17 protein-coding genes are annotated in these 17,939 nt (G+C 63.6%); 4 read left to right on the top strand and 13 right to left on the bottom strand.

What is annotated here, in order from left to right; all coding sequences use genetic code 11:
- Positions 1-40: 40 nt before the first annotated feature.
- The 13 genes from CK620_RS02455 to CK620_RS02395 all read right to left on the bottom strand — a co-directional run bounded on the left by CK620_RS02455 (position 41) and on the right by CK620_RS02395 (position 12,913).
- Positions 41-352: a cupin domain-containing protein gene (locus CK620_RS02455; protein WP_095541360.1), complete on the bottom strand. Its 312-nt coding sequence runs from the start codon at positions 350-352 to the stop codon at positions 41-43.
- Entirely contained in the window at positions 349-795 is a 447-nt protein-coding gene (locus CK620_RS02450) for a VOC family protein (RefSeq protein WP_095541359.1), read from the bottom strand. The genes CK620_RS02455 and CK620_RS02450 overlap by 4 nt, the downstream gene beginning before the upstream one ends.
- A gap of 2 nt (positions 796-797) precedes the next feature.
- Positions 798-1,094: a helix-hairpin-helix domain-containing protein gene (locus CK620_RS02445; RefSeq protein WP_238945704.1), complete on the bottom strand. Its 297-nt coding sequence runs from the start codon at positions 1,092-1,094 to the stop codon at positions 798-800.
- 65 nt (positions 1,095-1,159) lie between these two features.
- Positions 1,160-2,692: an acyl-CoA carboxylase subunit beta gene (locus CK620_RS02440; RefSeq protein WP_095548930.1), complete on the bottom strand. Its 1,533-nt coding sequence runs from the start codon at positions 2,690-2,692 to the stop codon at positions 1,160-1,162.
- Positions 2,693-2,794: 102 nt separating this feature from the next.
- Positions 2,795-3,871, bottom strand: coding sequence for a methylmalonyl Co-A mutase-associated GTPase MeaB (gene meaB / locus CK620_RS02435; protein WP_095548929.1), 1,077 nt, complete (start codon positions 3,869-3,871; stop codon positions 2,795-2,797).
- Positions 3,868-4,338 carry a DUF4260 domain-containing protein gene (locus tag CK620_RS02430; protein WP_179290547.1) on the bottom strand — a complete coding sequence of 157 codons (471 nt, stop codon included), beginning with the start codon at positions 4,336-4,338 and terminating at the stop codon, positions 3,868-3,870. The genes meaB and CK620_RS02430 overlap by 4 nt, the downstream gene beginning before the upstream one ends.
- A gap of 10 nt (positions 4,339-4,348) precedes the next feature.
- Positions 4,349-4,768: a type II toxin-antitoxin system VapC family toxin gene (locus CK620_RS02425; protein WP_095548927.1), complete on the bottom strand. Its 420-nt coding sequence runs from the start codon at positions 4,766-4,768 to the stop codon at positions 4,349-4,351.
- Positions 4,749-5,024, bottom strand: coding sequence for a hypothetical protein (locus CK620_RS02420; RefSeq protein ID WP_095548926.1), 276 nt, complete (start codon positions 5,022-5,024; stop codon positions 4,749-4,751). The genes CK620_RS02425 and CK620_RS02420 overlap by 20 nt, the downstream gene beginning before the upstream one ends.
- 70 nt (positions 5,025-5,094) lie before the next feature.
- The gene (gene scpA, locus CK620_RS02415; RefSeq protein WP_095541353.1) at positions 5,095-7,254 is read right to left on the bottom strand and encodes a methylmalonyl-CoA mutase; all 2,160 of its coding nucleotides are present in this window, start codon (positions 7,252-7,254) and stop codon (positions 5,095-5,097) included.
- Positions 7,255-7,498: 244 nt separating this feature from the next.
- The gene (acnB, locus tag CK620_RS02410) at positions 7,499-10,108 is read right to left on the bottom strand and encodes a bifunctional aconitate hydratase 2/2-methylisocitrate dehydratase (RefSeq protein ID WP_095548925.1); all 2,610 of its coding nucleotides are present in this window, start codon (positions 10,106-10,108) and stop codon (positions 7,499-7,501) included.
- A gap of 74 nt (positions 10,109-10,182) precedes the next feature.
- Positions 10,183-10,695 (bottom strand): hypothetical protein, encoded by a 513-nt coding sequence (locus tag CK620_RS02405; RefSeq protein WP_124856519.1) that lies wholly within the window; start codon positions 10,693-10,695, stop codon positions 10,183-10,185.
- Positions 10,696-10,846: 151 nt separating this feature from the next.
- Positions 10,847-11,839, bottom strand: a complete 993-nt coding sequence (locus tag CK620_RS02400; protein ID WP_095548923.1) for an HpcH/HpaI aldolase/citrate lyase family protein — start codon at positions 11,837-11,839, stop codon at positions 10,847-10,849.
- Positions 11,840-11,926: 87 nt separating this feature from the next.
- A complete protein-coding gene (locus CK620_RS02395; RefSeq protein WP_095548922.1) occupies positions 11,927-12,913 on the bottom strand; it encodes a malate dehydrogenase in 987 nt (328 codons plus the stop codon).
- A 359-nt stretch (positions 12,914-13,272) separates the two neighbouring features.
- On the opposite strand from CK620_RS02395, the gene CK620_RS02390 reads away from it, so the two are divergent.
- The 4 genes from CK620_RS02390 to nrfD all read left to right on the top strand — a co-directional run bounded on the left by CK620_RS02390 (position 13,273) and on the right by nrfD (position 17,912).
- Positions 13,273-15,057 (top strand): sensor histidine kinase, encoded by a 1,785-nt coding sequence (locus CK620_RS02390; protein ID WP_095548921.1) that lies wholly within the window; start codon positions 13,273-13,275, stop codon positions 15,055-15,057.
- Entirely contained in the window at positions 15,054-15,686 is a 633-nt protein-coding gene (locus CK620_RS02385) for a response regulator transcription factor (protein WP_095541347.1), read from the top strand. The genes CK620_RS02390 and CK620_RS02385 overlap by 4 nt, the downstream gene beginning before the upstream one ends.
- Positions 15,687-16,036: 350 nt before the next feature.
- A complete protein-coding gene (dsrO, locus tag CK620_RS02380) occupies positions 16,037-16,816 on the top strand; it encodes a sulfate reduction electron transfer complex DsrMKJOP subunit DsrO (protein ID WP_095541346.1) in 780 nt (259 codons plus the stop codon).
- A gap of 52 nt (positions 16,817-16,868) precedes the next feature.
- Complete coding sequence (gene nrfD / locus CK620_RS02375) at positions 16,869-17,912, top strand: NrfD/PsrC family molybdoenzyme membrane anchor subunit (protein WP_095548920.1); 1,044 nt, start codon at positions 16,869-16,871, stop codon at positions 17,910-17,912.
- The last annotated feature ends 27 nt before the right edge of the window (positions 17,913-17,939 follow it).

Raw genomic sequence — 17,939 nt, 5'->3', positions numbered from 1 at the left:
TTTCTCACTCAAATATGAACATTTGAGAAATGCAAGCCCATCACACGCTGCCTTCTTTCTCGATGACCAGAATTCGCGCCTCACCTTGCGGGTGCGCCACGTGTTCGGTGCCCACGTCGGCGTAGAAGATGTCGCCCGCGCTCAGGCGTGCTACGTGTTCCTGGCCGTCTTGGCGGTAGTGCATGTCCACCTCGCCATCCATGACGGCAAAGACTTCTTCGCCGTCGTTGACGTGCCAGATGTAGGGCTGATCCGTCCAGTGCAGCTTGACGGTCACGCCGTTCATATTGGCAATGGGCAGGCTGCCCCAGGCGCGGTCTGCGGTGAAGTGGCGGCTTTGAATGGTTTTCATGCTTTGTCAACGTGCACCACGCCCTGTTCATCCATGGGGAAAAAGGGGTTGTAGGCCACTTCCCACAGGTGGCCGTCCAGATCGGCAAAGTAACCCGAGTAGCCGCCCCAGAACACCTTTTGCCCCGGCTTGAGCAGCCGCGCACCGGCGGCCACGGCTTCGGCCAGTACGGCATCGACCTCGGCTGGGCTGCGCACGTTGTGCGCCAGGGTAATGCCGGCAAAGCCAACGGGGGCGTCGGCCCCTGGCGTGGCTGGGTCAAGACCCACGTCATCGGCCAGGGCGCGCCGCCCAAACAGCGACAGCACCACGCCGCCGGCTTGCATGAAGGTGACGTGCGCGTTGCTGGCTGGCGCACGCGCAAAGCCCAGCCGCTGGTAAAACGCGGTGGCGCGGGCCACGTCGGCCACGCCCAGGGTGACGAATGTGAGGCGGGGTTCCATGTTCAGCCCCGTGGATTGACCATCGCAGGATGCATGGCATGCCTGGTCTGGGCCAGCAACGCTTTGCGCTTTGGCGTGAAAACCCACCAGGGCTGCGCCGCGCCGCCGTTCATGAAGTGGTGCGCGGCCATGAACACGTCGAGCACACACGGATCGTGACGCTGACCGGTTGCGCGGCACAACTGCTCATAAGCCACTTGCGGCTGCATGCTGCGCACATCCGCAGGTGTGGTAATGCCGATGCGGCACAGATCGGCTGCGGTAGCCGCTCCCACATTGGGGATGTCGGTCAGCCGCACGGCATGTTGGGCGCAGCGTGCTTTGGGCATGGCTGGTAGCAGGCTTGTTCAATGGGTGATGCAACTTAGAGCGGAATGTTGTCGTGCTTGCGCCAGGGGTTGTCCAGCTGCTTGTCCTTGAGCATGGTCAGGCTGCGGCAGATGCGCTTGCGGGTTTCGTGCGGGTGGATGACGTCGTCGATGAAGCCGCGCGCGCCTGCAACGAAGGGGTTGGCAAAGCGGGCTTTGTATTCGGCCTCGCGGGCGGCGAGTTTTTCCGGGTCGTTCTTGTCCTGGCGGAAGATGATTTCCACCGCGCCCTTGGCGCCCATGACGGCGATTTCGGCGTTGGGCCAAGCCAGGTTGACGTCGCCGCGCAGGTGCTTGGAGGCCATCACGTCGTAGGCGCCGCCATAGGCTTTGCGGGTGATGACGGTGATCTTGGGCACGGTGGCCTCGGCGTAAGCAAAAAGCAGCTTGGCGCCGTGCTTGATGATGCCGCCGTATTCCTGCGCGGTGCCGGGCATGAAGCCGGGCACGTCCACGAAGGTGACGATGGGGATGTTGAAGGCATCGCAAAAGCGCACGAAGCGCCCGGCCTTGATGCTGCTCTTGATGTCCAGGCAGCCGGCCAGCACCAGCGGCTGGTTGGCGACGATGCCCACGGTCTGGCCGTTCATGCGCGCCAGGCCGATGACGATGTTCTTGGCGTAGTCCGGTTGCAGCTCGAAGAAGTCGTCGTTGTCCACGACTTTGAGGATGAGTTCCTTGATGTCGTAGGGCAGGTTGGGGTTAGCGGGCACCAGGGTGTCCAGGCTGTAGTCCATGCGGTCGGCCGGGTCGCTGGTGGGGCGCACGGGCGGTTTTTCGCGGTTGGACAGCGGCAGGTAGTTGTAGAGTCGGCGCACCATCATCAGGGCTTCGACGTCGTTTTCGAAGGCCATGTCGGCCACGCCGCTCTTGCTGCTGTGGGTGAGCGCGCCGCCAAGCTCTTCGGCGGTGACTTCTTCGTGGGTGACGGTTTTGACCACATCTGGGCCGGTGACGAACATGTAGCTCGAATCCTTGACCATGAAGATGAAGTCGGTCATGGCTGGCGAGTACACGGCGCCGCCTGCGCAGGGGCCCATGATGACGCTGATTTGTGGGATGACGCCCGAGGCCAGCACGTTTTGCTGGAACACGTCGGCATAGCCGCCCAGCGAGGCCACGCCTTCCTGGATGCGCGCGCCGCCCGAGTCGTTCAGGCCGATGACAGGGGCGCCGACCTTCATGGCCTGCTGCATGACCTTGACGATTTTCTCGGCGTGGGCTTCAGAAAGCGCGCCGCCAAAGACGGTGAAGTCCTGGCTGAAGACGAACACCAGGCGGCCGTTGATCATGCCGTAGCCGGTGACGACGCCGTCGCCGGGGATTTTGGTGTCCTGCATGCCGAAGTCGGAGCAGCGGTGCTCGACGAACATGTCCCATTCTTCAAACGTGCCTTCGTCGAGCAGCAGCTCGATGCGCTCGCGCGCAGTCAGCTTGCCCTTGGCGTGCTGCGCATCGATGCGCTTTTGCCCGCCGCCCATGCGGGCCTGGGCACGTTTTTCCTTGAGTTTCTCAACGATGTCTTGCATGGTCTTCCTTTGGGTCGATCGAATGGCTTGCGGCTGGAGCCCCCAGGGCGGCAACCGCGCATTGTCTACGGTTTGCACACACTGCCATGGCAGTGTGCGGCGTTATGAATAGGCCGGGCGATCAGCGCCCGCGCTCTCTGAGGTGTTGTCTGCGGCCTTGGCCACGGTGGCGGTCGAGGCAGCGCCATAGGCGTCGAGCAGCTGGCGCGCCGCTGTGGAGGCCGCCAGCTGACCGCCCAGCACTTGCTGCTGCAGCTGCGGCAGACGCTGGCGCACGGCCTCGTGTTGGCGGAAGGCGAGCTTGAGGCCGGCGTCGATGCGCTCCCACATCCAGGCCATGTTCTGGCGTTGACGGCGCTGGGCCAGCTCGCCATTGTCGGTCTGCAGCTGGCGGTATTCGCTCACTGTGGCCCAGAAGTTCTCCACCCCCTGGCCCAGCAAGGCGCTGATCTGGATCACCTTGGGCGACCAGTGCCGCCCATCGTGCTGCTCGGCCGTGCCGTGCATGCCCAACAGCCGCAGCGATGAAGTGATTTGCGCCTGCGCCCGCGTGGCGGCTTTGGGGTCGATGTCGGCCTTGTTGATGACCACCAGGTCGGCCATTTCCATCACGCCTTTTTTGATGGCCTGAAGATCGTCGCCCGCGTTGGGCAGTTGCAGCAGCACGAACATGTCGGTCATGCCCCAGGCGGCGGTTTCGCTTTGGCCCACGCCGACGGTTTCCACAATCACCACGTCGTAGCCCGCAGCCTCGCACACCAACATGGCCTCGCGGGTTTTTTCCGCCACGCCGCCCAGGTTGCCGCCGCTGGGGCTGGGGCGGATGTAGGCGCGCTCGTTGACGGAGAGCTTTTCCATGCGCGTCTTATCGCCCAGTATGGAGCCGCCCGAGACGCTGGAGGACGGATCGATACTGAGCACCGCCACGCGGTGGTCTTGCTCAATCAGGTGAATGCCCAGGGCCTCGATGAAGGTGGACTTGCCCACGCCAGGCACGCCGCTGATGCCCAGGCGCAAGGCTTTGCCAGTGTGCGGCAGCAGTTGCGTGAGCAGCTCATCGCCCTGCGCCCGGTGGTCAGCGCGGGTGGATTCCAGCAGCGTGATGGCCTTGGCCATGGCGCGGCGTTGCTGCGCGACGTTGCCGTGCAGGATGTGGTCCTGCATGAGGGTATTCATCATGCCCGCTCCTCTTGAGCCCGCTTTTGCCCCAAGCCGCGCAAGCCGATGACACCCAAGTGCGTCACATGAAAGCCTAGCCCGTATTTCAGGCCGTAGCCCAATGCTCGGTCAAAGCAGGCATGAGCAAACCAGATCAGACTGGCTTGCAAAAGAACGGGCATATTCCAAGCCAGCGCCATCACACCCAGCAGGGCAGCACCTATGGTGTTGTGGGTCAGGTTATAGAGCCAGGCCGCGCAATGCGCATTGCAGAAGAGGTATGCCAGCAAGGCCACATCCGGAAGCAAAAAGTACAGGGCAAACTTGCCCCAGGAAAAGTCCATATGGGCATAGAGCCCGAGTGCCAGCAACAGGCCCGTGAGTGCCTCCCAACGCAGCCACGCAGTGATTGGCGGCGCGACCGCATATTGCGCGCCTCGAATTTCTTGCATGTCAAAGTTCTCTTCTCGTGCCAAAGGGTTGCGCATGGCAGATGCCTCACAAAATCTCGAACGCCCGCCCATCGGGCAGGCGATAGCGCGAAAAATCGCGCTTGTCCAGCGTCATGATGCGGGTGATGCCCGTGTCGGCCGCCAGCCAGTAAAGCGACGCATCGGCCAAGTCCATCTCGGTGCGGGGGCGCTCGGTGTAGCGCCGCATCAGCGGCACAAAATCCAGCAATGCCTCCTGGCCGAATGGGAAGACCGCAACCGCCCCCTCGCCCAGCCAGTTGAGCATGTCAAAGCGCTGCGGCGGCGCCAGCAGATAGCTGGCTTCCACTACGCAAGGCCAAGTGGTGGAGAGCACCCAGCGCTCCAGACCGGCGAGCTCCAGCAGGTCGCGGTAGCGCTCACCGTGGGGCTGGCCCGGGCCGAACAAGGCCACCAGGGCGCTGGCGTCAATCAAGGCTGATGCCATGCTTGGCTTTCAGCTTGGCGATCAACGCGGCGCGCGCGGCCTCGGTGTCGTAGGGCGCGCTAGGCTCAGCCACGAAAGCCTGGGCCAGTCTTTGCGCGTCAGGATCCTGCGCAGACTCAGCCTTCACCTTGAGAAAAAGCTGATACGGGTCCTTGCGCCCCAGCGCACGCTCTACCGCGTCGATGATGAATTGCGACTTGGTGATGCCTTTGCGCTGAGCGGCCAGCTCCAGCTCTTTTTCCAGCAGCGGTTCCATGCGAACAGATACGGCCATGATGCAACTCCCAAAAGATCAATTGCCGTATTACTGTATCACGAGAGCCACTTCAACCCTCAAGGGCCACGGCTTTCCTGATTTGCTCCAACACGTCCTTGGCGCTGGCCGGGATGGGGGTGCCCGGGCCATACACGCCTTTGACGCCTGCCTGGAACAGAAAGTCGTAGTCCTGCGCCGGGATCACGCCGCCGACGAATACGATGATGTCATCTGCGCCCTGTTTTTTCAGCTCGGCAATGATGGCCGGCACCAGGGTTTTGTGGCCTGCAGCCAGGGTGGAGACGCCCACGGCGTGCACGTCGTTTTCAATGGCCTGGCGCGCGCACTCTTCGGGGGTCTGGAACAGCGGGCCCATGTCCACGTCGTAGCCCAGATCGGCAAAGGCCGTGGCCACCACCTTGGCGCCTCGGTCGTGCCCGTCCTGCCCGAGCTTGGCGATCATCACGCGCGGGCGGCGGCCTTGCTCCTCGGCAAATTGGTTGATTTCCTGCTTGAGTTTTTCCCAGCCTTCGGCCGAGTCGTAAGCGGCAGCGTACACACCAGTGACCTTTTGCGTATCGGCGCGGTGGCGCCCAAAGACTTTTTCCAGCGCATCAGAAACCTCGCCCACCGTGGCGCGCAGGCGGATGGCCTTGATGGATAAATCCAGCAGGTTGCCTTGGCCGCTCTCGGCCGCGGCGGTCAGCGCATCCAACGCGGCCTGCACGGCGGCGCTGTCGCGGGTTTCGCGGATTTTTTTCAGCCGCGCGATCTGGCCATCGCGCACTTTCATGTTGTCGATTTCCAGGATTTCGACCGGGTCTTCCTTGGCCAGCTTGTATTTGTTGACACCGACGATCACGTCCTTGCCGCTGTCGATGCGCGCTTGCTTTTCGGCGGCGGCGGCCTCGATCTTGAGCTTGGCCCAGCCCGAATCGACGGCTTGCGTCATGCCGCCCATTTGCTCGACTTCTTCAATGATGGCCCAGGCGGCATCGGCCATGTCCTGGGTGAGCTTTTCCATCAGGTAGCTGCCCGCCCAGGGATCGACCACGCTGGTGATGTGCGTCTCTTCCTGGATGATGAGCTGGGTGTTGCGCGCAATGCGGGCGGAGAACTCCGTGGGCAGGGCAATGGCCTCGTCCAGCGCGTTGGTGTGCAGACTTTGCGTGCCGCCGAAGACGGCCGCCATGGCCTCGATGGTGGTGCGCACCACGTTGTTGTAGGGGTCTTGCTCGGTCAGCGACCAGCCCGAGGTCTGACTGTGCGTGCGCAGCATCAGGCTCTTGGGGTTCTTGGGGTTGAACTCCTTCATGATGCGGCACCACAGCAGGCGCGCGGCGCGCATCTTGGCGATTTCCAGGTAGAAGTTCATGCCCACCGCCCAGAAGAAGGACAGGCGGCCGGCAAAGGCGTCCACGTCCATGCCCTTGGCCAGCGCGGTCTTCACGTATTCCTTACCGTCGGCCAGCGTGAAGGCCAGCTCCAGCGACTGGTTGGCGCCCGCCTCCTGGATGTGGTAGCCGGAGATGGAGATCGAGTTGAACTTGGGCATGTTCTGCGCCGTGTACTCGATGATGTCGCCGATGATGCGCATGGACGGCTTGGGCGGGTAGATGTAGGTGTTGCGCACCATGAATTCTTTGAGGATGTCGTTCTGGATCGTGCCCGCCAGCTGATCCTGCGAAACGCCCTGCTCCTCGGCCGCCACCACGTAGCCGGCCAGAATCGGCAACACCGCACCGTTCATAGTCATGGAGACCGACACCTTGTCCAGCGGAATGCCGTCGAACAGGATTTTCATATCCTCGACCGAATCGATGGCCACCCCGGCCTTGCCTACGTCGCCCGTCACGCGCGGGTGGTCGGAGTCGTAGCCGCGGTGCGTGGCCAGGTCGAACGCCACGGAAACGCCCTGCCCGCCTGCAGCCAGCGCCTTTTTATAGAAAGCGTTGGATTCCTCCGCCGTGGAAAAGCCTGCGTACTGGCGGATCGTCCAGGGGCGGCCAGCGTACATGGTGGCCTGCGGCCCGCGGATGAACGGCTCCAGCCCCGGCAGTGTGTTCGTGTAGGGCAAGTCCTTGGTGTCCTCAGCCGTGTACAGGGGCTTGACGACGATGCCATCGGGCGTGGTCCAGTTCAGGTTCTGCCAATCGCCACCGGGCGCGGTCTTGTTGGCGGCTTTTTCCCAGTCGGAAATACTGTGTGACTTGAATTCAGAAGTACTCATGGGCTTTCCAAAGGACGGCAGGGTCAAACAATTCGTAACCCTCCGAGTGTACAAGCAAGCATCCGCAGCCATTTCAAATTCTGGGCAGGGCAAACTCCAATCCCTGACGCCTGTCAAGCACCTGCTTCAACAGCGTGGTACTGCGCAAGCCCCCGCCAAAGCAAAAAAAAACGGCACCACAAACGCGGTGCCGTTTTTACTTCAGTGATCACGCAAAAACATCAAAGCGTGCGGGATGTGACCGTTAGGGATGTTGCTCCAGCGCGTTCTTTACGCCTTCGGCCACTTCCGCATACTCGGGAATTTCGTTGAAATTCATGTAGCGGTACACGCTGGCCTTGTCGGCATCGATCACGCCCATTTCCTTGAGGTATTCCTCAGGCGTGGGCAGGTAGCCCAAGCGCGAGGCGATGGCGGCCAGCTCGGCGCTGCCCAAGTAGACGTTGGTGTTCTTGCCCAGGCGGTTGGGGAAGTTGCGCGTGCTGGTGGAGATCACCGTCGCGCCCTCGCGCACCTGCGCCTGGTTGCCCATGCACAGCGAGCAGCCGGGCATTTCGGTGCGCGCGCCAGCGGTGCCGAAGGCGGCGTAGTGGCCTTCCTTGATCAGCTCGTTCTGGTCCATCTTGGTGGGCGGGGCCACCCACAGCTTGACGGGGATGTCGCGCTGGCCGCCCAGCAGCTTGGCCGCGGCGCGGAAGTGGCCGATGTTGGTCATGCACGAGCCGATGAAGGCTTCGTCGATCTTCTCGCCCGCCACTTCGGAGAGGAACTTGGCGTCGTCCGGGTCGTTGGGGCAGCAGACGATGGGCTCCTTGATCTCGTTCATGTCGATCTCGATCACGGCGGCGTATTCGGCGTCGGCGTCGGCTTCCAGCAGCTCGGGCTTGGCCAGCCATTGCTCCACTTTCTCGATGCGGCGCGCCAGGGTTTTGGCGTCCTCGTAGCCATCGGCGATCATGTTTTTCATGAGCACGATGTTGGAGGTCAGGTACTCGATGATCGGCTCTTTGTTGAGCTTGATGGTGCAACCGGCGGCCGAGCGCTCGGCGGAGGCGTCGGAGAGTTCAAAGGCTTGTTCCACCTTCAGGTCGGGCAGGCCTTCAATTTCCAGGATGCGGCCGGAGAAGATGTTTTTCTTGCCGGCCTTGGCAACCGTCAGCAGCCCGGCCTTGATGGCGTACAGCGGGATGGCGTGCACCAGGTCGCGCAGGGTGACGCCCGGTTGCAGCTCGCCCTTGAAGCGCACCAGCACGCTCTCGGGCATGTCCAGCGGCATCACGCCAGTGGCGGCGCCGAAGGCAACCAGGCCGGAGCCGGCAGGGAAGCTGATGCCGATCGGGAAGCGCGTGTGCGAGTCGCCGCCCGTGCCCACGGTGTCGGGCAGCAGCAGGCGGTTGAGCCAGGAGTGGATCACGCCATCGCCCGGGCGCAGGGCCACGCCGCCGCGGTTGCTGATGAAGGCGGGCAGCTCGCGGTGGGTTTTCACGTCCACCGGCTTGGGATAAGCGGCGGTGTGGCAGAAGGACTGCATCACCATGTCGGCGCTAAAGCCCAGGCAAGCCAGGTCTTTGAGTTCGTCGCGCGTCATGGGGCCGGTCGTGTCCTGGCTGCCCACGGTGGTCATGCGCGGCTCGCAGTAGGTGCCGGGGCGGATGCCCTGGCCTTCGGGCAGGCCGCAGGCGCGGCCAACCATTTTCTGCGCCAGCGTAAAGCCCTTGCCGGTATCGACCGGGGCCTTGGGCAGGCGGAATTCGGTGGAGGCGGGCAGGCCCAGCTCCTCGCGCGCCTTGGCCGTGAGCGAACGGCCGATGATCAGGTTGATGCGGCCGCCGGCCTGCACTTCGTCCAGCAGCACTTCGCTCTTGAGCTGGAAGTCGGCAATCTTCTGGCCGTTTTTCTCGATCTTGCCCTCGTAGGGGAAGATGTCGATCACGTCGCCCATTTCCATCTGGCTCACGTCCACCTCGATGGGCAGCGCGCCGGAGTCTTCCTGCGTGTTGAAGAAGATGGGCGCGATCTTGCCGCCCAGCGTCACGCCGCCAAAGCGCTTGTTGGGCACGAAGGGGATGTCCTGACCCGTGGCCCAGATCACGCTGTTGGTGGCGGACTTGCGGGACGAGCCGGTGCCCACCACGTCGCCCACGTAGGCGACCAAGTGGCCTTTCTTCTTCAGGTCCTCGATGAACTGGATGGGGCCGCGCTTGCCGTCTTCCTCGGGCTTGAAGGCCGCGTCAGGCCGGGTGTTCTTCAGCATGGCCAGGTAGTGCAGCGGGATGTCCGGGCGGCTCCAGGCGTCGGGCGCGGGCGAGAGGTCGTCGGTGTTGGTCTCGCCGGGCACCTTGAACACGGTGACGGTGATCTTCTCCTCCACCTTGGGGCGGCTGGTGAACCATTCGGCATCGGCCCAGCTTTGCATGACTTCCTTGGCCTTGGCGTTACCGGCCTTGGCTTTTTCGGCCACGTCGTTGAAGAAGTCGAACATCAGCAGCGTCTTCTTCAGCGCTTCGGCGGCCACGTCGGCCACTTCGGCGTCGTCCAGCAGCTCGATCAGCGGGTGCACGTTGTAGCCGCCCACCATGGTGCCCAGCAGCTCGGTGGCCTTGGCCTTGGAGATCAGACCAACCTGCACGTCGCCATGCGCCACGGCAGCCAGGAAGCTGGCCTTGACCTTGGCCGCATCATCCACGCCCGGCGGCACACGGTGCGTGAGCAACTCCATCAGGAATTCTTCTTCACCTGCGGGCGGGTTCTTGATGAGCTCGATCAGCTCGGCAGTCTGCTTGGCGTCCAGCGGCAGCGGCGGGATGCCGAGCGCGGCGCGCTCGGCGGCGTGTTGGCGGTACTCATTGAGCATGTTTTTTCTCCTGGGGCTATTGATCGGTTTCGTTTTAGGTTGTGCTTGGGCAATGCCTGTTCAAGTGCTGGGCATCAGGTCTTGGCCAAGCACTCTGCAGCCATGCGCTGGCCTTTTTTCTGATTCATCAGCATGGCGCGGTTAGCCACTTGCAGCCAGATCACTCCTTTGGCTTCATTTTCCAAGCGCACGGCACCGCTGGCGGTGACTACGGGCACCATGCGGAACTCAAAGCTTTTGCTCTTGATGACGAACTCACGCGGGTTGTCTGCGGCGTCACTGACGTTGATCGTCACAGCGCCTGCACAAAGGAAATCACCGCGCTTGACCTTGCTGATGACGTAGTCGATCCCGGTCAGCGGCGCGGGCTGTTGCGCCTGTGCAGCCTGCGCTGCGGGGGCCTTGCCAAACTGCCCTGGCGCAGGCGCTGGCGGGTCGGCGATGGCTTGATCTTGCTGGCCGCCCGTCTGGACTGCAGGCATGGCGGCACCATTGGCCTTGCTCAAAAACGGCAGCGTTCCCGTGTCACAGCCCGCCAAGGCGTATGCGGCCAAGGCCAGTACGGGGAGTTTCGATAACACTCGCATGGTGGTTCAATCGTTGGGATGAGTTGAAGAAAGGGCTGAGCTATTACCGTGCCATCTGCCAGCAGAGTTCACGAGCGCCACGCCATGGGCCGTATTGGAACGTATTCGGCACCAACTACGGAAAAACAAGACCAATGTCCCTGCACACGCATCAGGCCGCCAACCAGGCACGCACCGTATGCGGCAAAGACTGGCCGGTGCGCCAGGCACGCTCCAACACCTGCCAGTAGTAGCGGTAGCTGGCTCGATCGTGCAACACACCTTGGTGGCTGATCGGCGCCCACTGCGCCGCCTGGGCTGCCTCGATGATCTGGCATGCGGCCTCGATCTCGGCGGCATCGGGCGCAAAGGCCTGCAAGATTGGGCGGATCTGCGCCGGGTGAATACTCCACATACGCGTGTAGCTCAGCTCGCGGCTGGCCTGGCGTGCTGCGGCAGCCATGGCCTTTGTATCGGAAAACTCGGTCACGACGCAGTGCGACGGCGTCTTGCCGTGTGCGTGGCAGGCGGCGGCCATGTCCAGCTTAGCGCACAGCACCATCGGGTGGCGAAACTGCCCGCTCACGCCCATGGCATCGGCGCCAATGGCCCCGCCATGGGCCGAAACAAAATCCATCAACCCAAAGCTGAGCGACTGCACGCGCGGGTGCGCAGCAATCTCGAACGCGTTGTGCACTGCCAGTGGCGACTCGATCAACACATGCAGCGGCAAGGCAACGCCGCCTGCGGCATCGACATGGGCCACTGCGCGCTGCACGTCCTGCAGGCTCTCGACCTTGGGTACCATCAAATGGCACATGCGCTGATGCGCCTGGCCAACAATGCAGGCCACATCCTCAGCAAAGCTGGGGTGATCCACCGCATGCACGCGCGCTGCAACCCGCATGCCGGGGGCCACACCCCGCAGCAGCTCCACCACCAAGTCCGCATGCTCGCGCTCGCCGCCCACGGGCGCGCCGTCCTCGCAGTCCAACGTGACGTCGAACACGCAGGCGCCAAACTCCTGGGCCATCTCGGCCTGCAGCTGCAGGCTTTTGCGCATGCGCGCCTCCACACCGCTGTAGTGGTCACACACTGGCAGCAACCAGGCCGATGCCTGGGCTCCGAGCAGGACGTTACGGGGGTGGGAAGAAGCGGCAGACATAGTGCGATGGACAAAGGAAGGCGTTGCAAGAGGGCAAGACAAAAGCGCCGCACCCGCGAGAATGCAGGTGCAAGCGCTTGTGCCAATTTACAGCAGGTGCTTGACGCCGTCCTGCTCGCCCTGCAGCTCGGCCAGCGTCTTGTCCAGGCGCTCCTGGCTGAAGGCGTCGATTTCCAGGCCTTCGACAATCTTGTACTTGCCGTTCTCGGTGGTCACGGGGAAGCCGAAGATCACGTCCTTGGGAATGCCGTATTCGCCGTTGGAAGGCACGCCCATGGTGACCCACTGGCCCTTGGAGCCCAGCGCCCAGTCGCGCATATGGTCGATGGCGGCGTTGGCGGCCGATGCAGCCGAGGACAGGCCACGCGCCTCAATAATGGCAGCGCCGCGCTTGCCTACGGTGGGCAGGAACACGTTGGCGTTCCATTCCTGATCGTTGATGGTGTCCTTGACGGACTTGCCGCCGATGGTGGCAAAGCGGTAATCGGCGTACATGGTGGGCGAGTGGTTGCCCCAGACGGTGAGCTTTTCGATCTCGCCGACTTTGCCGCCGGTTTTCTCGGCGATCTGGCTGGCGGCGCGGTTGTGGTCCAGGCGCAGCATGGCGGTGAAGTTCTCGCGCGGCAGGTCAGGCGCGCTCTTCATGGCGATGTAGGCGTTGGTGTTGGCCGGGTTGCCCACCACCAGCACTTTCACGTCGCGGCTGGCCACTTTGTTCAGGGCCTTGCCCTGGGCGGTGAAGATCTGGGCGTTGGCGGCCAGCAGGTCGGCGCGCTCCATGCCGGGGCCGCGCGGACGGGCACCCACCAGCAGGGCGTAGTCGGCATCCTTGAAGGCCACTTCAGGATCGCCTGTGGCCACAATGCCTTCGAGCAGCGGGAAGGCGCAGTCTTGCAGCTCCATGATCACGCCTTGCAGCGCTTTCTGGGCTTTTTCGTCGGGAATTTCCAGCAATTGCAGGATCACGGGTTGATCCTTGCCCAACATCTCGCCCGAGGCGATGCGAAACAACAGGGCATAACCAATCTGACCGGCAGCGCCAGTCACCGCGACGCGTGCGGCTTTTTTGCTCATACGAAAACTCCACTAGGTTTGAAGGAAAACGGCGCGTTGCACCACTGTCAGCACGACAGGCCACAAAGGCCACACCAAACAGCAGTCGCAAGCCAGCGCAACCCGGCATTCTACCCGGGTTTATACCCATCGCTCAATTCTTATGTCTTATATAAGAGTCTGCGAGTTTCCCGCTGTAGCCAAGGCTGCGGCTTGGCGTTGGTTTTGTTGCGTATCATCGCCCACTGCCCACCATGCCTGCCCAGAACCTTGTGACTTCGGACCGTACTCTGCCACGCAGTGCAGCCCAGGCAAGCGCCCTGCCCTGCTCGCGCTGGCGGACTTGGTTAGCCGCAAGCTGTCTACTGGTGGGTTTGTCCATGCTGCTCTGTGCAGCGCAAGCTGCAGCTGGGTATCCGAATGAGATCAGTGCACATCCGGCAGCGCCCAAGGCCACGGCCTCATCGCCCGATGCGCCTGCGGGCGACTCCATCGTTCACATCGGCATCCTGGCTTATCTGGGTGAGGCAGCAGCAGCCCAGGAATGGCAGCCCCTGGCAGACTACTTGCGAACGGCCCTGCCGCAGCACCAAGTGGTGCTGCAATACCTAGGGCTTGAGACCTTGCGCCAAGCCGTGGCACAAGGCAACGTCGATTTCGTACTGACCAATCCGGGCCAGTATGTGGAGCTGGAGACTGCCTTTGGCCTGCGCCGCATTGCCACGCTGGAGCATGGCCGCTCACCCACCTCCAGTCTGGCGGTTGCAGCCACGGTGGTGGCTCGGCACGACCGCAGCGACCTGCAGACGCTGGAAGACCTGCGCGGCAAGACGCTGGCGGCCATTTCCTCTGAAGGCTTTGGCGGCTACCAGATCCTTTGGCGCGAACTTGACGATTTGCACATCGACCCACGGCGCGACCTGGCCCGGCTGCTGTTCGTGGGCTATCCCATGCCTCAGGTGCTGCGCGCCATCGACGAGGGACGCGCCGACGCTGGCGTGGTGCGCGCATGCCTGCTGGAGACCCTGCCCGACTGGCGTCAGCGCTACAAAGTGCTCTCGGGCCAGTTCGTGCCTGCGCTGGGCTGCTCGGTCTCATCGCGCCTATACCCCAACTGGCCCATGGCCGGGCTGCGCAGCACCCCTGCGGAGCTGGCGCGCGCCATGGCCATTGCCCTGCTGCAGATGGAGCCCGCCGAGCATGGCATCGGCTGGACGGCCCCGGCCGACTACCAGCCCATCCACGACGTGTTCCGTCAGCTGCAATTGGGCTCTTACCAATATCTGCAAAGCAGCCATTTGCAGCGCATCGCGCAGCAGTATTGGCCTTTTGCCTTGCTGGCCTTGCTGTGCTGGGCCGCTTACACGCTGCGCGTGAATTACCTGGTGCGCAGCCGCACGGCCGCGCTGGAGCGCGCCCTGCACGAGCGCGAGACCTTCGAGATGCGCATGCGCTCCAACCAGGAACAGGCCGAGCACCTCTCGCGCCTGTCGGTGCTGGGCGAGCTCTCCACCACCTTGGCCCACGAGCTCAGCCAACCGCTGGCCGGTGTGAGCAACTACGCCCAAAGCCTGCTGCGCCGCCTGGACAACGGCCGCCTGACCGACGACGCCGTGCGCGAGGCCTCCTCCAGCATCGTCACGCAAGCGCACGCCGCTGCCGAAATCCTCAAGCGCATCAAAGGCTTCGTGCGCAAGCGCACCAACGTGCGCGAGCCCTGCGCCGTGCCCGCGCTGGTGCAGGACGCCATCGCCCTGTTTCAGGGCATGCAGCGCAACGCCCCCTACATTCAGGTGCTCGACCGCCTGCCCCCACAGCTGCGGGTGCAGGCCGACCCGCTGCAAATCCAGCAAATCCTGCTCAACTTCTTCAAAAACGCGCAGGACGCCATGCAAACCGTGCCCGCAGGCGAGCAACACATTCGCATCGAGCTCGAACAGACCGAGGGCTGGGCCTGGATCCATGTGCGCGACTACGGCATCGGCATGTCCGATGCGCAACTGCAGCGCCTGTTCGAGCCCTTCTACACCACCAAGGACGAAGGCCTGGGCCTGGGCCTGTCGATCTGCAAAAGCATTGCCGAGGCCCATGGCGGACAGCTGCAAGGCCAGCGCCCCGCCGATGGCCCCGGCATGGTGTTTTCCCTCAGCCTGCCCGCCCCATGAACACAGCCCAAGACCTTTCCATCTACCTGGTGGACGACGACGCCGCCTTTCGCCGCTCCGTGGCCTTTTTGCTCGATTCCGTGGGCTGGACGGTCGTGCAATACGACAGCGCCCAGGCCTTTCTGGACGCGCACGCGCAGCCGCCCGCCGACCTGGGCTGCCTGCTGCTGGACATCCGCATGCCCATCATGAGCGGCCTGGTGCTGCAACAGCACCTGCGCAGCCGCGGCTGGCACGCGGCCATCGTCTTCATGACCGGCCACGGCGATGTCGAGCTGGCCGTGCAGGCCATGAAGGCAGGCGCCTGCGACTTCCTGGAAAAGCCCTTCAAAGACCAGGCCTTGCTCGATGCCGTGGACCAGGCCGTACAGCGTACGCGCGAACTGCAGCAGCACAACCAGCGCCAGGCCGGCGCCCGCGCGCGGCTGCAACGGCTCTCGCCGCGCGAGCACGAAGTGGCGCGCCTGGTCGCGCAAGGCCACCCCAACAAAACCGTGGCCCGCCTGCTGGACATCAGCGAAAAAACCGTGCACGTGCACCGCCAGCATGTGCTGGAGAAAACCGAAGTCGCCAACGCCGCCGAGCTGACCAGGCTCATGCTCGCCGCCGATGCGCAGGCGCTGGATTAGGGCCTGCTCACACCCAAAGTTTGTTCGCGCCCCGTTTTGCGACATGCAAAGCAATGGGCGCACCTTGCAGCCATCTCCAACTGGCACCGCTCTACTGCGACGCAAAGGCCTTTAGAGCGTGTTATGCACTTTGCCCCCCGCGCTGGCCCTGGCAGCGTGCGCCGCGCCTACAAACACTTGCCACAGACAAGGCAATAGGTAATTTCATCTAGGGCACTGGCCAAAGCCCCCAATTGAAAAATGGTCAATAGCCACTTACTCTGGCAAGTCATGAGATTTGCAGTAGGTGCCACGATGACCAAAATTTCAATTTCCTACCCAGCCCTTGCCCGTTCTCTGGAGGTGCGGCCATGAACCAGCCCTCCTCTCCCTGCGCTTCGGGCGCCAAGCCCAGCCGTGGCAAGCGCGGCTTTCTCAAGGGCCTGCTGGGCCTGAGCGCCACGGCCACGGTGATCCCCATCCTGCCCGCGCGCGCTGGCATCAACGACCAGCCGCCGCGCCGCCCCGGCATGGAAGGCAAGCGCTTTGGCATGCTGATCGACATGCGCAAGTGCATCGGCTGTCAGGCCTGCACGGTCAGCTGCTCGGCGGAGAACCAGCCGCCCATTGGGCAGTTCCGCACCACGGTGTTGCAGTACGAGATCGACCGCAACGATGGCACGGCCCCCGCGATGGTGAGCCTGCCGCGCCTGTGCAACCACTGCGACAACCCGCCCTGCGTGCCGGTCTGCCCCGTGCAGGCGACCTTCCAACGCGAGGACGGCGTGGTGCTGGTGGACAACACCCGCTGCGTGGGCTGCGGCTATTGCGTGCAGGCCTGCCCCTACGACGCGCGTTTCATCAACCACGAGACGCAAACGGCCGACAAGTGCACGTTCTGCGAGCACCGGCTGGAGGTGGGCCTGCTGCCCGCCTGTGTGGAGAGCTGTGTGGGCGGCGCGCGCGTGATTGGCGATTTGATGGATCCGAACAGCGAGATCAACCGCCGCATGGCCGAGTCCAAGGAGGAGATCAAAGTCCTCAAGCCCGGCATGAATACCGCCCCCCGCGTGTTCTACATCGGCCTGCCCGATGAGTTCGTCAATGGCGTCGATGGGCAAGCCAGCGTGCGCCTGATTGCCGAGCATTGAGCGCCGCGCCGCAATCCAACGCAGATTCGATCCATCCCGAAGGACTTCCATCATGGAGATCATTGAGCTTTTGACACCGTATTACGAAGCCGCATGGCTGCCCTGGGCCGTGCAGTACTTCTTCCTCATCGGCATGGCCACAGGCGCGGCCATGCTGGCCGCCTGGGGCGCCTGGGCCCCGGCCCAGCATCCGGCGGCCAAGGCCCTGCCACTGGCCATCGTGCTGCTGGCCGTCACCGCCATCAGCGCGCCAGTGGCCTTGCTGGCGGACTTGCACCAGCCGGCGCGCTTCTGGCATTTCTATGCCCACTTCACCCCTTGGTCTTGGATGTCGCTGGGCGCTCTGCTGCTGCCGGTGTTCGTGACGCTCTCGCTGGGCGTATGCCTGACCTGGTGGCTGGGATGGCACCGCTGGATGCGCTGGCTGGCGCTGGCGCTGGTGTTCTCGTCCATCACGATTGCGGTCTATACCGGCGCCGAGATTGCCATCGTCCGCGCCCGCCCGCTGTGGAGCAACCCCTGGGTGCCGCTGAACCTGACGCTGACAGCCTGGCTGGCAGCCGTGGGCTGCGCGCTGGGACTGACGCTGTGGATGCAGGCCGGGCGCGACGTGGCCGTGCGGGCCTGGCTGGGCAAGCTGGGGCTTGGCCTGAGCCTGGCGCTGCTGGCCGTGGCCTGCGCCTGGGCCATTGGCGGGCACTGGCTGCAAACCCCGTCGTTCCTGGCCGCCAAGGAGCTGTATGCCAACTTCCCGATCTGGCGCATCAGCCTGTGGCTGTCGGTGATCTTCGGTGCATTGGTGATGGTGTTCTGGCTGCGCCCTGCCCTTTGGCTGCACTCGCCGGCCATGATCGCGGTGCTGGGCACGGCCGTGTGCGCCGCTGCCTGGGGCTTTCGCTGGGCCTTGTTCATGGGCGTGCAGGGTGTGCCCAAGTACGGCGCCGGGCTGTACGTCTACCACATGCCGCTGGGTGGCGAAGGGCTGATGGGCATCATCGGAGTGTTCGGCCTGTGTGTCGCGGTGCTCACGCTGGTGCTGTGGGCGCTGGATCTTTGGCCGCAACGCCCGCCCGCCACCGGCTTGCAAGCAGCCTGAGCCTTATTGCCGGACCCATTCGGGCGG

It is taken from the genome of Vandammella animalimorsus, from assembly GCF_002285285.1.
GTDB classification, from domain to species: domain Bacteria; phylum Pseudomonadota; class Gammaproteobacteria; order Burkholderiales; family Burkholderiaceae_C; genus Lampropedia; species Lampropedia animalimorsus.
This window is presented reverse-complemented; position numbering and strand designations above follow the sequence as displayed.